Annotated in this window: 13 protein-coding genes and 1 tRNA gene; 2 read left to right on the top strand and 12 right to left on the bottom strand. The window is 74.7% G+C overall.

What is annotated here, in order from left to right:
• Window positions 1–106 precede the first annotated feature (106 nt).
• Both ACZ5OX_RS35555 and ACZ5OX_RS35550 read right to left on the bottom strand, forming a co-directional pair.
• Complete coding sequence (locus ACZ5OX_RS35555; protein WP_465635972.1) at window positions 107–790, bottom strand: ABC transporter; 684 nt, start codon at window positions 788–790, stop codon at window positions 107–109.
• Window positions 790–1650 carry an ATP-binding cassette domain-containing protein gene (locus ACZ5OX_RS35550; protein WP_465636022.1) on the bottom strand — a complete coding sequence of 287 codons (861 nt, stop codon included), beginning with the start codon at window positions 1648–1650 and terminating at the stop codon, window positions 790–792. The genes ACZ5OX_RS35555 and ACZ5OX_RS35550 overlap by 1 nt, the downstream gene beginning before the upstream one ends.
• A 164-nt stretch (window positions 1651–1814) precedes the next feature.
• Here ACZ5OX_RS35550 and ACZ5OX_RS35545 point away from each other — a divergent pair, with 164 nt between their 5' ends.
• Both ACZ5OX_RS35545 and ACZ5OX_RS35540 read left to right on the top strand, forming a co-directional pair.
• Window positions 1815–3143, top strand: coding sequence for a VWA domain-containing protein (locus tag ACZ5OX_RS35545; protein ID WP_465635970.1), 1329 nt, complete (start codon window positions 1815–1817; stop codon window positions 3141–3143).
• A 2-nt stretch (window positions 3144–3145) separates the two neighbouring features.
• Window positions 3146–4027 carry a peptidase gene (locus ACZ5OX_RS35540; RefSeq protein ID WP_449790392.1) on the top strand — a complete coding sequence of 294 codons (882 nt, stop codon included), beginning with the start codon at window positions 3146–3148 and terminating at the stop codon, window positions 4025–4027.
• A 74-nt stretch (window positions 4028–4101) separates the two neighbouring features.
• On the opposite strand, the gene ACZ5OX_RS35535 is transcribed toward ACZ5OX_RS35540, so the two are convergent.
• From ACZ5OX_RS35535 to ACZ5OX_RS35490, 10 genes are all read right to left on the bottom strand, one after another.
• Complete coding sequence (locus ACZ5OX_RS35535; protein ID WP_465635968.1) at window positions 4102–5721, bottom strand: DUF2079 domain-containing protein; 1620 nt, start codon at window positions 5719–5721, stop codon at window positions 4102–4104.
• 43 nt (window positions 5722–5764) lie between these two features.
• The gene (locus ACZ5OX_RS35530; protein ID WP_465635966.1) at window positions 5765–6955 is read right to left on the bottom strand and encodes a glycosyltransferase 87 family protein; all 1191 of its coding nucleotides are present in this window, start codon (window positions 6953–6955) and stop codon (window positions 5765–5767) included.
• Window positions 6956–7305: 350 nt separating this feature from the next.
• A tRNA-Ala gene (locus tag ACZ5OX_RS35525) sits at window positions 7306–7379 on the bottom strand.
• Between the two features lie 81 nt (window positions 7380–7460).
• Complete coding sequence (gene sepX, locus ACZ5OX_RS35520; protein WP_449790384.1) at window positions 7461–8462, bottom strand: divisome protein SepX/GlpR; 1002 nt, start codon at window positions 8460–8462, stop codon at window positions 7461–7463.
• A 149-nt stretch (window positions 8463–8611) separates the two neighbouring features.
• Window positions 8612–9196 (bottom strand): GNAT family N-acetyltransferase, encoded by a 585-nt coding sequence (locus ACZ5OX_RS35515; protein ID WP_465635964.1) that lies wholly within the window; start codon window positions 9194–9196, stop codon window positions 8612–8614.
• Between the two features lie 38 nt (window positions 9197–9234).
• A complete protein-coding gene (locus tag ACZ5OX_RS35510) occupies window positions 9235–9753 on the bottom strand; it encodes a MogA/MoaB family molybdenum cofactor biosynthesis protein (protein WP_465635962.1) in 519 nt (172 codons plus the stop codon).
• Window positions 9750–10190 carry a cyclic pyranopterin monophosphate synthase MoaC gene (moaC, locus tag ACZ5OX_RS35505; RefSeq protein WP_392874286.1) on the bottom strand — a complete coding sequence of 147 codons (441 nt, stop codon included), beginning with the start codon at window positions 10188–10190 and terminating at the stop codon, window positions 9750–9752. Before moaC ends, ACZ5OX_RS35510 begins: the two co-directional genes overlap by 4 nt.
• 127 nt (window positions 10191–10317) lie before the next feature.
• Window positions 10318–11655, bottom strand: a complete 1338-nt coding sequence (gene glp, locus ACZ5OX_RS35500; protein WP_465635960.1) for a molybdotransferase-like divisome protein Glp — start codon at window positions 11653–11655, stop codon at window positions 10318–10320.
• A 34-nt stretch (window positions 11656–11689) separates the two neighbouring features.
• Window positions 11690–12610, bottom strand: a complete 921-nt coding sequence (gene galU, locus ACZ5OX_RS35495) for a UTP--glucose-1-phosphate uridylyltransferase GalU (RefSeq protein ID WP_392874068.1) — start codon at window positions 12608–12610, stop codon at window positions 11690–11692.
• A 9-nt stretch (window positions 12611–12619) separates the two neighbouring features.
• Window positions 12620–13582, bottom strand: coding sequence for a GGDEF domain-containing protein (locus tag ACZ5OX_RS35490; protein ID WP_465635958.1), 963 nt, complete (start codon window positions 13580–13582; stop codon window positions 12620–12622).
• Window positions 13583–13615 lie beyond the last annotated feature (33 nt).

The following is a 13615-nucleotide window of genomic DNA, read 5'->3' as shown; positions in this document are numbered from 1 at the left end:
GGTGGCGCCGTGTCCCGATTCCGCACCCTAACGAGTGTTATCCATATTTATCGGCTCTTCGCTGCGGTGTGTCCGCCATTGCCGGAATCACCCGGCACGCTTCCGCTCACTCCGGCCGCCGCCCGGCCAGCACCGCCACCCCCGCGCCGACCGCGGCCAGCAGGACGACGGCGGCCGCCAGGCTCGGCCACGGCACGGCGACCCGTCCGGTCCGGGCCGCCGACACCAGCCCGCGCACCGCCGCGTTGGCGGGCGAGTACGGCACCACCAGCAGCAGCGTGGCCAGCGCCAGCGCCGTCGGGATGCCGTACTGCGCCCGGCCCAGCACCGGGCGGTTCGCCAGCGCCCCGGCCAGCACCCCCAGCAGCGCGCAGACCGCCGAGGCCGCCAGCCCGGCCGACACCGCCGCCCCGGCCCCCGGATCCCGCTCCGCCCCCGCGTTGGCCACCGACCCGCTGGTCCACCACACCGCCGCCACCTGACCGACCGCCAGCACCAGCGACACCGTCAGCGCCGCCAGCAGCGCCCCCAGGTGGACCCGGACCGGGCCGGCCGCCGCCACCAGGCAGGCCCGCGAGGCCGGCGGCTCGGCGCTCAGCACGCTGCGCACGTACCAGGCGCTCACCGGCAGCAGCACCCCCGCGCCGAAGCCGAGCCCGCCGAGCAGCGGGTCGCCCACCGCCACCCCGACCACCAGCAGCAGCGCGTACGCCAGGAACGGCGGCAGCCAGGCGTGCGAGCGCAGCAGCAGTTCCAGGTGGTACCGGGTCAGCGAACCGATCCGCGTCATCACCGCTCCCCCGCCCCGGGCTCCTCGCGCCGACGCACCGCCAGCACCCGGACGGCCGGGCGGCCCAGCAGCAGCCGGCGCAGCAGCGCGTCCGAGTGCGCGGCCGGGACAGCCAGCCGCACCGCCGTCCCGGCCAGCGCGGTGACCTCCGGCGCCCCCGGCAGCAGCGGCGGCAGCGGGGCGCCGTCCTCGACGTCCACCTCGACCTCCATCACCGGGCCCTCCCGCCCCTGCTCCCCCGCCCCGTCCTCGACGGGCCGCAGCGCGCCGTCCGTGCCGACCCGGTACGCGGCGCTGGTCAGCCCGGCCAGCCGGGCCGGGTCGTGGTCGACGAACAGCACCGTGCCGCCCGCCGCCGCCCGCTCGGCGGCGGCCTCGTCCAGCACCGCCCTGGCCTCCGGGTCCAGCCCGGTCCAGGCCTCGTCCAGCAGCAGGACCCGCGCCTCGGGCAGCAGCGCCTGGGCGACCGCGACCTTCTGGCAGGTGCCCTTCGACAGCCGGCTCAGCGGCGTGCCCGCCCGGTCCGCGACACCGAAGCGGTCCAGCCACTCCTGCGCCCGCCGCCGCGCCCGCTCCGCCGACAGCCCGTGCACCCGGCCGACCCGCAGCAGGTAGGAGACGGCGTCGAAGGGCAGCGCCGGCGGGAAGCGCTCGGGCACGTAGGCCGTCGGCCCCGGCCGCACCACCCGCCCCGTGCTCGGCCGCTCGATCCCGGCGACCAGCCGCAGCAGCGTCGACTTGCCGCTCCCGTTCCGCCCGGCGATCCGCACCAACTCGCCCGGCCCGACCGCCAGGTCGACCCCGCGCAGGATCCACCGCTCCCGCCGCCCGTACCGCTTGCCGACCGCCGCCAGCTCCATCACGCCCCCGTCCCGGCCCGTTGTGTACGGAAGGCTATCCATCGGCGGTAAAGCCGGCGTGAGCTAATTCCCCATCCGTGCGCCGGAGTTCACGCCACGGCTGGTCGAGGCACGATCGGGACTCGTTTCGCCATGACGAACTGATGATCCCTAGTATCGGCCGGGTGACTACCGGACGACGACCACAGACCAGGCTCGGCAGCCTGCTGGCGGCCCTGGCGATAACGGGCGCCTCGCTGCTCCTCGGCCTGCCCGCCCACGCCGACGAACCATCAGCCGGGGCCGCTCCCAAGACCAAGGAGGCCCCCCGGGTCGACCTCGTCCTGGACGTCAGCGGCTCCATGCGGGAAGCGGACATCCAGGGCAAGAGCCGCATCGCGGTGGCCCAGCAGTCGCTGAACGAGGTGATCGACGCGCTGCCCGCGGAGACCGAGTTCGGCATCCGCACCCTGGGCGCGACCTACCCCGGCAACGACAAGACCCTGGGCTGCCAGGACACCAAGCAGCTCTACCCGGTCGGCAAGACCGACAAGGTCGAGGCCAAGACCGCCGTCGCCACCCTGCGGCCCACCGGGTTCACCCCGATCGGGCTGGCCCTGCGCGGCGCCGCCCAGGACCTCGGCAAGGGCGAGACCACCCGCCGCGTGGTGCTGATCACCGACGGCGAGGACACCTGCACCCCGCCCGACCCCTGTGACGTCGCCCGCGAGCTCGCCTCCCAGGGCATCCACCTGGTGGTCGACACCCTGGGCCTCGCCCACGACGACAAGACCCGCCAGCAGCTGCTCTGCATCGCCAACGCGACCGGCGGCACCTACACCGACGTCCGCACCCAGGAGCAGCTCACCGACAAGGTGAAGCAGCTGGTCGACCGCTCCAACGACACCTACACCGTGACCCCGGTCAAGACCACCGGCACCGACAAGTGCGAGAACGCCCCGGTCCTCGCCCCGGGCGTCTACACCGACCGCGAGAAGTTCTCCGAGCACCGCGTCTACAAGGTCCCGGTCAAGTCCGGCCAGGAGCTGCGCGCCTCGGTCAGCGTCGCCCTGGACCGCCCGGTGGCCCGCGACTACGGGGTGCTGCTCCAGGCCACCAGCGCGACCGGCCAGGAGCTGGTCCGCGGCACCGACGCCGGCAGCTCCCGCACCGACGTGGTCTCCACCGGCCTGCGCTGGTCCACCGCCGACTCCAAGGGGTACGTCACGGCGAGCCCCACGGCCTCCAAGGACGCCAAGGAGAAGCCGGAGACCACGGTCTGCCTGGTCGTGAGCAACTCGCTGGCCCCGCAGGCCGGCGTCCAGGCCGACCCGGGCATGCCGCTGGAGCTGACCGTCGACCTGGCCTCCGCCTCGCCCGCTCCCGAGGGCGCCGCGATGGGCCTCGGCCGCGGCTGGATCCTGCTGCTCACCCTCACCCTGGCCGGCCTGGTCTTCGGCCTGGTCTTCGGCTGGATCGCGCGCTGGCGGATCTCCGTCTGGAGGGAGAACTGACCATGCGTACGACGATCCGCGGCGCCCTCGCCGCCCTCGCCCTGCTGCCCGCCCTGGCCCTGAGCGCCCTGGGCGCGCCGACCGCCTCGGCCGCCTCGCCGTCCCCCTCGGCCAGTGCGAGCGGCACCCCGGCCCCGGCCACCAAGGCCGGCACCTCCTTCCTGACCGCGGTCAACCTCTCCCCCGGCCAGGACGCCAACGTCGCCGTCTCCACCGGTGACTACCTGTACTGGGCGTTCGGCGCCTCCGAGGGCCAGACCCCGACGATCAGCCTGGCCGTCACCCTGGCCCCCACGGCCGACCGGCACGGCCCGCAGACCTGGTCCGTCGAGGTCTTCGACGGGCTGCGCCGCCGCCAGGCGTGCACCGCCGGCACCCAGAACGCCACCGCCGAGCAGGGCGCCGCGTCCCTGGCGCTGGACTGCACCCTGCGCGAGGTCCGCACCTGGGCCGAGCCGTGGTCCGGCGACCCGCTGCCCGGCACCTACTACGTGCGGCTGTCGGTCAGCGACGTCCCGCAGCCCGACCTCGGCCTGGCCTCCGCGGTCAAGCTGCACGTCGCGGCCGAGGGCGACGCAGACAACGCCCAGCCGGAGGGCGGCGAGCTGAAGGCCCCGCTGGTCCCGCCGGCGGGCGGCGGCGCCAGTACGGCCAAGGCGGCCGCCCCGGTGGCGCAGGAGGAGCACTGGTACACCGGCTGGTTCTCCGGCTGGAACAGCCGCTGGTACTGGACGATCGGCGGCGGCTTCCTGGCCGCGCTGGCCGGCGTCCTCGGCTACAACCTGACCCGGCACCCGCACGGCCACCGGCCCGGCCGCTACGGCTCCGTCCCGGCCCAGGGCTCCCACCCGAGCGGCAGCTACACCGGCTCCGACCGCCCCTGAGGCACCCCGAGAGCCCGCGGAGGGCCGGCCGGACATCGTTCCGGCCGGCCCTCCGGCGCGTTCGCGGGCATCGGTCAGCCGCGGAACAGGTTGTGCCCCACGTCGGACGGGACCTCGTCCTGGACCGGCTCGCTGTCCGGCCCCGGCACGTGCTCGCCGGGGATCGGCTCGTCGCCCTCCCGGTGCAGAAGCACGACCCCGTCCTCGGCCCACACCTGCCGGTAGCCGTGCGCCAGCAGCAGCCGGATCCGCTCGGCCTGCTCCTTGTCCGTCTTGAACGGGAAGGACCGCTTGTCGCCCCGGGTGAGCACGTACTCGCGCCCGCGCGGTGTGCCGTCCACCAGCACCACGTCCGTCCGGGCGGTCAGCCGCGGCGCGATCTGGTTGTCCGCCTCGACGAACGCCCCGTCCGGGATCAGCGCGGCCGCCCGCACCAGCGCCGCCTCGCTCGTCTTGGGCTCCCAGGAGGACGGTACGGCCAGCGGCAGCAGCCCCATCGGCACCGCGGCCAGCAGGGCGATGCCGGCCGCGCCGAGGCCCAGCCGGCGGGCCCGCCGCACGCTCCGCTCCGGCCGCCCGACGGCGCTCAGCCGGCCCAGCACCTCGATCGCGGCGGTGAGCAGGACCGGCCACAGCAGCGAGTCGTAGTGCCGGGCGATCGACCAGTGGTTGGGGTTGCTGGACAGGATCCGCTCGGCCAGCAGCGGCAGCGCGCACAGCACGGTGGCCGAGCGCAGCGGCAGCAGCAGCGTGGTGCCGAACAGCCAGAGCAGCAGCAGCGGCTTGAGCGGCTGGTCGAAGGCGGCCTGCACCAGCAGGAACGGGTCGTGCAGCAGGTTGCGCAGCGCGTCGCCGCCGTCCGCGCCGAGCGAGCCGTAGTTCCAGTAGTAGCCCGGCTCCCCGCCCATCGCCGGGATCAGCCAGGTGATGGCGACCGCCGAGGCGACCGGCCCGCCCAGCAGCAGCCCGAGACCGGTGAGGCGGCCCGCCCGGTCGCCGGTGCGGCGGGTGCGCAGCAGCAGCACCAGGCCGTACGCCCCGACCATCAGGCCGAGGTCCTCCTTGGTGCAGCACAGCAGCAGGGCGGCGAGCACCACGGTGCCGTACCGGCGGGCCAGGCCGCGCTCCAGCATCAGCAGGGTCAGCGGCACCGCGAAGGCGACCTCGTGGAAGCCCACCCGGGCGGCCACCAGCAGCGGCCAGCCGAGCGCGTGGACCAGGCCGGCCAGGTCGGCGGCCCGACGGGCGGTGCGCGGCTCGGCGGCGGCGAAGGCGTGCCCGGCGATCCGCCGGACCAGCGGCACCCCGGCCGCGAACAGCAGCGACTGCCCGATGATCAGCGAGCGCGGGTCGTCCCAGATCCAGTACAGCGGCGCGAGCAGCGCCAGCACCGGCGAGAAGTGGTCGCCCAGCAGCGAGAAGCCCGGCGGGAACTCGTGGTGGAAGCTCTTCAGCGTCGAGACGGGCAGCCCGAAGTGGGCGTAGCCGCGCACGCCCTGGTCGAAGATGCCGAGGTCGAAGCCGCCGAGCGACACGGACGTCCAGCCCTGCAGGCCGATGGCGCAGGTCACCGCGAAGCAGAGCGCGGTGAGCAGCGCGGTGCGCCGGGCCGGGCCGAGCAGGACGGCCCCGGCCAGTCGGCGGGCGGCCGGTCCGGCGGCGGCCGGCGGCGGGGGTGCGGTCTGGGTGGTCACGTCGGGTCCGATCCGTCCGGTCTGGGTCCGTGGGTCCGGTCCGTCAGGTCCGGTTCGTCAGGGCGGCTTCGCGGTCCGGCCTGGTGGCGAGTGGGGTCCCGGCGCCGTCCGCGGCCTGCCGCCGGGCGCGGTACAGCCGCACGCCCAGGGTGACCAGGACGGTGATCGCGATCGGCGGGTAGATCGCGCCGGGCAGCTGCCAGTACCAGGCGACGCCGCGGCCCCAGCGGTGCGGCACCGTCCACATCACGTGGGAGAGGAACACCAGCAGGGTCAGGCCGAACAGCACCTGCCGGCCCCTGGTCCTGGCCTCCACCGCCAGCAGGGCGAGCAGCGGGACGCACCAGACCCAGTGGTGGGTCCAGCTGATCGGCGAGACCAGCAGCGCGGTGAGCGCGGCGCAGACCGCGCCCCAGGCGTCGGCCCGGCGCAGCATCCGCGTCGAGCGTCCGGCCAGCACCGCCACCCCGAGCCCGAGGGCGGCGACCAGCGCCGAGGCGACGAGTCCGACCGGGCCCGGGTCGTTGACGTCGAGCAGCCGGCAGACGGCGCCGCGCAGCGACTGGTTGTCCACCAGGACGGTCACGCCGACCCGGCTCGGGTCCCAGAGGTAGGTGGTCCAGAACCCCCGCGAGGCGTCCGGCAGCGCGGCCCAGCCGATCAGGCCCGCCGCCAGGAAGGTGCCGGCCGAGACCAGGGCGGCCCGGACCCTGCCGGTCAGGAACAGGTAGACGGCGAACAGGCCCGGGGTGATCTTGATGGCGGTGGCCAGGCCGATGCCCACGCCCTTGAGGCGGTGGCCGTCCGGGCGGGTCAGGTCCCACAGGACCAGGCAGAGGATGCCGAGGTTGACCTGGCCGTACTGGAAGGTCGTGAAGACCGGCTCCAGCCAGATGCCGAGGCCGGTCGCCAGGATCACCACGGCCGCGCGGTGCTGCTTCGGCCAGCCGGCCAGCTTGAGCGACAGGTGGACGGCCGCGGCGAGCAGCGCGTAGTTGAGGAGCATCACCAGGACGCGCAGGGTGCTCACGTCGAACCAGGTGCTCGGCACGAACAGCATCGCCGCGAACGGAGGGTAGGTGGCCGGCAGGTCCCAGCCGGGCAGCCGCATCGCGTACAGGTCCTCGCCGCGGACGACGGCCTCGCCCTCGGCCCGGTAGACCAGCATGTCGACCATGGTGGCCCCGTGGGTGTGCCGGAACCAGGCGAACACCGCCAGTGACACCGCCGCCACGCAGGCCGCCGGGAGGGTCCAGGAATTCGGTCTTCCGGTTTCCGCTGCGCCGCCGGCCCGTTCCGGGCCCGTCTGCCGCCCCCACCGTTTCAGACCGAACTCGCGCACCGCGATGGCACCCCGTCGAGATAGACCAGATCGTTCCCTCGTCAGCGTCTGGGCCCACCCACCATAACCGACCCCTCCGAGCCCCAAACCGCGTCAGAAACGGGCCCGGGAGGGTGATGTGATCTCCCCCACAGCCGCCCCGGAACCGGCCCCGGTGCGGGCCCGAAGCCCAAAACGCGAAATCCCGCCGGGAGTTGCCTCCCGGCGGGATTTCGTCGACCGACCGGAGTCGATCTGTCGGGTGGAGCTGAGGGGATTCGAACCCCTGACCCCCTCGATGCGAACGAGGTGCGCTACCGGACTGCGCCACAGCCCCAACGAGAAGAAACTCTAGCACCTTTCGGAGGGGGTCCGTGACCACCCCCCGGTTCGCGGTGCCGACGGGGGGTGGCCCTGGTCATTCGTTGGCCGCGCGCGGGCGCGACTCGGGGGCCTGCGGCTCGGCGTACTGGTCGAACAGCGGGGTCTTGCGGGGCTCAGCGGGGCGGCCCGCCGTCCAGGTGCCGGGGGACGACAGGTCGAGGCCGCGGGAGACCCTGGGGGCGACCGGGGCGGTCACGTAGGTCGGCAGCGGGACGGGCACCGGCTCCCAGGAGTCCGGGCCGGCCGCACCGCGCTCGCGCATGCCGTCGACCCACTCCTCGTGCTCCGTCGCCTCGGCCACCGCGGAGGCGGAGGACACCGAGACGGTGGGCTGCTCCGGGTCCGCCGCCAGCCGCAGGTGCGCACGGCGCGCGGCCCGCTCCCCGACGGGCGGGGCCGGGGCCGGCTCCGCGGCGACGGGGGCCTCGGCCGGGGCGTCGCCGGGCGCCGGGGCCGCGGCGCGCTGCTGCTCGCGCTTGCGCAGCCGCTCGGCCGCCTGGGCGGCCCGGACCCGGTCGAGCTTCACCTCGTACCGCTGGCGCTCCAGCTTGCGCAGGTGGCCGATGTACAGGGTGAGGAGGACCGCCGGGACGGCCGGGACCCAGAGGAAGGCCAGTCCCGCCACCGCGGCGACCACCGCGCCGAGCGCGAAGGAGAGGAAGAGGGCGGTGACCATCCGCCGCCGGCGGGCCAGCAGCCGCGCCCGGCGCTCGGTCCCGGCCATCGGCCCGGGCGCCGGCCGTTCGGCCGGGCGCTGCGCCGGGGGTTCCGGCTCCCGCGCGGGGTCGCCGGAGGCGGTCGCGTCCCGTTCGGGAGGACCGTCGTTGCTCTGCTCGTCGTCACGCGGTTCGTCGCCCAGGGCCCGGGCTGCCCGCCGCTCCAGCGCCGAACGCCCGGCCAGCAGGCGGATGGCGGTGCTGAAGCGTTCCGTCGGGCGCGCCTCGTTGAGTTCGTCCTGCCTGCGGAGCCACATCGGCACCAGATAGGCGGCCCAGGCCCCTACGATGACGGCGTAGATAAGGCCGCTACTGCTCACGATTCACACCGTACGGGCGCCGGGAAGGCCTGGCAGCAATTTGGCACGGCGTGTCGTGTGATCAAGCTGATTCTCCGACTATTTTGCCGCTATTTGTGGGGGTCCGGTGCCCCTCCGATGCCATATCGATATTTGTTTCGAACATATATTCAATTACCTGAGCCGCGCCCCGAACTGAGCGCCCGCCAGCGCTCCAGCATCCCCTCCGGGACCTCCTCGTCGGTCAACGCGTAGACGAGGTGGTCGCGCCAGTCGCCGTCGATGTGGAGATAGCGCGGACGGATTCCCTCCGAGCGGAAGCCGAGCTTTTCCACCACCCGTCGGCTCGGGGTGTTCTCCGGACGGATGCAGACCTCGATCCGGTGCAGCCCGAGCGTGCGGAAGCAGTGGTCCACCGAAAGCGCCACGGCGGTCGGGATGATGCCGCGGCCGGCCACCGCCTCGTCCACCCAGTACCCGATGTTGGCCGAGCACATCGACCCCCAGGTGATCCCGCCGACGGTCAACTGGCCGACCAGCTGGCCCTTGTAGACCACGACGAAGGGCAGCATCCGGCCGGCCGAGGCCTCGCCGCGCAGGAAGCGGACCATCTGCCGGTACGTCGGCCGGGGGCCGGCCGCCCGACCCGCCGGGCCTGGCGGCACGGTGGCCTCCCAGCGGCGCAGCCAGTCCCGGTTGCGGCGGCTGACCTCCTGCCACTCGCGCTGGTCGCGGGCCCGGATCGGGCGCAGCACGACCTCCCCCTCCCGGAGTTCTACCGGCCAACCGCCGTTCAGTGCGCTCTCCCGGGTGCTGGGGCGTCGGTCCGGGGGTGGTCCCCGCCGCCGAGCTGGTCGACGGCGTGGGCGAGCAGCGGCTCCAGGACGGCCAGGCCGTCCCTGACGCCGCCGGTCGAGCCCGGCAGGTTGACGATCAGGGTACGTCCGGCGAGCCCGGCGAGCCCGCGGGAGAGCACCGAGGTCGGCACCTTCTCCCGGCCGTACGCGCGGACCGCCTCGGCGATGCCGGGGACCTGACGGTCGATCACCCGGGCGGTCATCTCGGGGGTGAGGTCCATCGGCGAGATGCCGGTGCCGCCGGTGGTCAGCACCACGTCGTAGCCGGCCGCGACGGCCTCGCGCAGCACGGCCTCCACCGGCTCGCCGTCCGGGACGACCCGGGGGCCGTCGGCGGTGAAGCCCATCGCGGTCAGGCCGGCCACCAGCAGCGGGCCGCCCCGGTCCTCGTAGACCCCGGCCGCCGCCCGGTTCGAAACGGTGACGGCCAGCGCCCTCCCGGCCGGGGCCGTCATGCGTCCACCTCCGGGGCGAACCAGTCGCCGCTCTTGCCGCCGGTCTTGCTCAGCACCCGGACGGACTCGATCGTGGCCGCCTTGTCCACCGCCTTGACCATGTCGACGACGGTCAGCCCGGCCACCGCGACGGCGGTCAGCGCCTCCATCTCGACGCCGGTGCGGTCGGCGGTCTTCACGGTGGCGGTGATCTCGACCGCGTCGTCCGCGACGGCGAGGTCGACCTTGACGCCGGAGACCGCGATCGGGTGGCAGAGCGGGATCAGGTCCGGGGTCTTCTTGGCGCCCATGATCCCGGCGATCCTGGCCACCGCGAGGGCGTCGCCCTTGGGCACGCCCTCGCCGCGCAGCAGCTCGACCACCTGCGGGGAGACCCGCACCCGGCCGGCCGCCACGGCGGTGCGCGCGGTGGTGGCCTTCTCGGAGACGTCGACCATCCGGGCCGCGCCCTGGTCGTCGACGTGGGTGAGGCGGTCGCCGGGGGGAGGTGTCGTCACGGGGAACTCCAGGGGCGCGCAGGTCGAATACCGCGCTACCGTACCGTTCCCGGGTCCTGGTGGCCGATCAGGAGTCCAGCAACACCACGTCGACCTCGCTGCCGGCGGGCAGTTCGGTGGTCTCCTCGGGGACGGTGATCAGGCAGTTCGCCCGGGCCAGCGCGCCGACCAGGTGCGATCCGGCGCCGCCCACCGGCTCGACCGTGCCGTCCGCCGCCGAGTGACGGCCGCGCAGGAACTGCCGGCGGCCTGCCGGGGAGCGCAGCGCCGTCGGACACACCGCGCGGACGACCGGGCGGTGCACGTCGGCGGCGCCGAGCATGGTGCGGATGACCGGGCGGACGAAGAGCTCGAAGGAGATGTAGGCGCTCACCGGGTTGCCGGGCAGGGCGAGCAGCGGCACCCCGGCCGCGCCGCCGATCCGGCCGAAGCCCTGCGGCTTGCCCGGCTGCATCCGCAGCCGCCGGAAGTCGACGCCGCCGTAGGACTCGAAGACCTCCTTGACCACGTCGTACGCGCCGACGCTGACCCCGCCGCTGGTGACGATCAGGTCGGCCCGGCCGAGCTGGTCCTCCAGGACGGCGCGCAGCCGGTCGGCGTCGTCCGGGACGGCGCCGACCCGGTAGGCGATGGCGCCGGCCTCCTGGGCGGCCGCGGTGAGCGTGAAGCTGTTGGAGTCGGCGATCTGCCCGGGGCCGACCGGCTCGCCGGGCTGGACCAGCTCGCTGCCGGTGGACAGCACCACGACCCGGGGGCGCGGGCGGACCTTCACGGTGGGCCGGCCGATCGCGGCGAGCAGGCCGAGCTGGGCGGGGCCGAGCCTGGTGCCGCCCTCCAGCACCCGGGTGCCGGCCGCGACGTCGCCGCCGCGGCGGCGGATGTGCGCGCCCGCGGCGACCGGGCGCAGCACCCGGACCTCCTCGTCGGGGACGGGCGCGGTCATCGCGGCGGCGGCGACCCCGGTGCCGGTGCCGCCGTCGGTCCACTCGACCGGGGCGACGGCCTGGGCGCCGGGCGGCAGCGGGGCGCCGGTCATGATCCGGGCGGCCTGACCGGGGCCGACCTTCGGCAGCTCGGCGGCGCCGGCGGCGATGTCGCCGACCACCGAGAGCACCGACGGGTAGGTGTCGGTGGCGCCCTCGGTGTCGGCGGTGCGGACCGCGTAGCCGTCCATCGAGCTGTTGTCGAAGGGCGGCAGATCGCCGTCGGCGACCACGTCCTCGTCCAGCCGGCAGCCCTGGGCGTCGAGCAGTCGGAGCTCGATCGCGGGCAGCGGGCCGACCGCGGCCAGCACGTCGGCGAGGTGCTCGTCCACCGTCCAGAGCCGCGGGGCCGCCGGGGCCGGGTCCGTTCCGGTGTCGCAGCAGGCGCTGGGCGTGGTGCTGTGCTCGGTGGACCCGGTCATCGGCGGCTCGCTCTCGGTCGTGGTCGTTCCTGCGTCAGTCCTGCATCTCGGTGTCGACGAACTCCCGCAGCCAGGAGCGGAACTCCGGGCCCAGGTCCTCGCGTTCGGCGGCCAGACGGACGATAGCGCGCAGGTAGTCGGCGCGGTCGCCGGTGTCGTAGCGGCGGCCCTTGAAGAGCACGCCGTGCACCTGGCCGCCGTCCGCGGCCTCGCGGTTGGTCAGCTCGCGCAGGGCGTCGGTCAGCTGGATCTCGCCGCCGCGGCCGGGCGGGGTCTCCCGCAGCACCTCGAAGACCAGCGGGTCGAGGACGTAGCGGCCGATCACGGCGTAGGCCGACGGGGCCTCGCCGGGCTCGGGCTTCTCGACCAGGTCGGTCACCTGGAAGACGTCCTCGCCGAAGCCGTTCGCCTTGACGGCGGCGCAGCCGTAGAGGTGGATCTGGGAGGGGTCGACCTCCATCAGCGCGACGACGGAGCCGCCGAGCTGCTGCTGGACCTCGATCATCCGGGAGAGCAGCGGGTCGCGCGGGTCGATCAGGTCGTCGCCGAGCAGGACGGCGAAGGGCTGGCCGGCGACGTGCTGCTCGGCGACGGAGACGGCGTGGCCCAGGCCCTTCGGGTCGCCCTGGCGGACGTAGTGCATGTTGGCCAGCTCGACGGACTCCCGGACCCTGGCCAGGCGCTGCTCGTCGCCCTTGCGGACCAGCAGCTCCTCCAGCTCGTAGGCGCGGTCGAAGTGGTCCTCCAGCGCGCGCTTGTTGCGGCCGGTGACCATCAGTATGTCGGACAGGCCGGCGGCGGAGGCCTCCTCGACGACGTACTGGATCGCCGGCTTGTCGACGACCGGGAGCATCTCCTTCGGGGTGGCCTTGGTCGCCGGGAGGAAGCGGGTGCCCAGTCCGGCCGCGGGAACCACGGCCTTGGTTACCGGCACTCGGGAGTTGGTCGTCGTCATGCGTTTACCTTACTCAGGCACGTTTTCGCCCGGCCGAGCGCAGTCGGACGGCTGGGACAGCGCGTCGCGGGGCCCGGCCTCGGTGGCTGGTGTATGGGTCACGACCGGCTGGGAGAGCAGGTCCCCGCCGACACAGGCCGACAGACTACCCGCCTTTTCCGAACGGTCACCTTCGCCCTCCGCTCCGTGACCGGTCGGGCAAGTGGCCTGCTCGGGGCGGTCGCCGCCGGGCCGGTCGGGCTCCTCGGGCGGCCGGGTCGACAGCCGCCAGCAGTCGCCGCCGGCCGCCTTGGCCGCGGCGAGCGCGGCGTCGGCGGCGCGCAGCAGGACGGCCGCGTGGGTGCCGTCCTCGGGCAGTACGGCGATGCCGGCGGCGGCGGTCAGGCCGTTGCCGGCGGCGGGGCGGGCCTCGCGCGGGCCGGAGGACCAGTCCAGCAGCAGGTGCCGGCGCACCGACCAGACCAGCCGCTCGGCGACCTGCGCGGCGCCCTCGGCGCCGGTGTCCGGCAGCACCACCAGGAACTCCTCGCCGCCGTAGCGGCCGAGGGTGTCGGCCCGGCGGATCTCCATCGCGAGCCGCTGGGCGAGGTCGCGCAGCACCGCGCCCGCCCGGCCCCGGCCGTGCTCGGCGACGACCGCGTCGAAGCCGGTGATGGCCAGCATCAGCACGGCGAGCGGGCGCGGCCCTTCGGCCTGCTCGGTGTGCTCGGCCCGGCGGGCCCGTTCGATCTCGCGGTCCAGGGTGAGCTGGAGGTGGCGGTAGTTCCACACGCCGGTGAGCGGGTCGCAGGAGGCGGTGCGCTCCAGTTCGGCGCAGCGCTCCTCCAGTTCGGCGATCCGCGCGCGCAGCCGCTGCGCCCCTGCGGCGGCCCCGGCCCGCTCCCGCCGCCCGCGCAGTCCGAGGGCGGTGGCGCCGGCCAGTGCGGGGACGCTCAGTGCGGCCAGGGCCTGGACCAGCAGCGGGGTGGTCAATGGGGGCGCCCCTTCGCGTGTCAGGCTCTGCGC

This window comes from Kitasatospora sp. NPDC032121, assembly GCF_055580145.1.
The sequence above is the reverse complement of the archived record's forward strand: the minus strand, read 5'-3'. Positions and strand labels throughout refer to the sequence as shown.

Excerpts from the sequence above, each read along its gene's own strand:
- moaC (WP_392874286.1), bottom strand. The coding sequence starts at position 10,190 with ATGGTCGACGTCTCCGAGAAGGCCACCACCGCGCGCACCGCCGTGGCG.
- ACZ5OX_RS35540 (WP_449790392.1), top strand. The coding sequence starts at position 3,146 with ATGCGTACGACGATCCGCGGCGCCCTCGCCGCCCTCGCCCTGCTGCCC.
- ACZ5OX_RS35550 (WP_465636022.1), bottom strand. The coding sequence starts at position 1,650 with ATGGAGCTGGCGGCGGTCGGCAAGCGGTACGGGCGGCGGGAGCGGTGG.
- ACZ5OX_RS35555 (WP_465635972.1), bottom strand. The coding sequence starts at position 790 with ATGACGCGGATCGGTTCGCTGACCCGGTACCACCTGGAACTGCTGCTG.
- glp (WP_465635960.1), bottom strand. The coding sequence starts at position 11,655 with ATGACCGGGTCCACCGAGCACAGCACCACGCCCAGCGCCTGCTGCGAC.
- ACZ5OX_RS35510 (WP_465635962.1), bottom strand. The coding sequence starts at position 9,753 with ATGACGGCCCCGGCCGGGAGGGCGCTGGCCGTCACCGTTTCGAACCGG.
- galU (WP_392874068.1), bottom strand. The coding sequence starts at position 12,610 with ATGACGACGACCAACTCCCGAGTGCCGGTAACCAAGGCCGTGGTTCCC.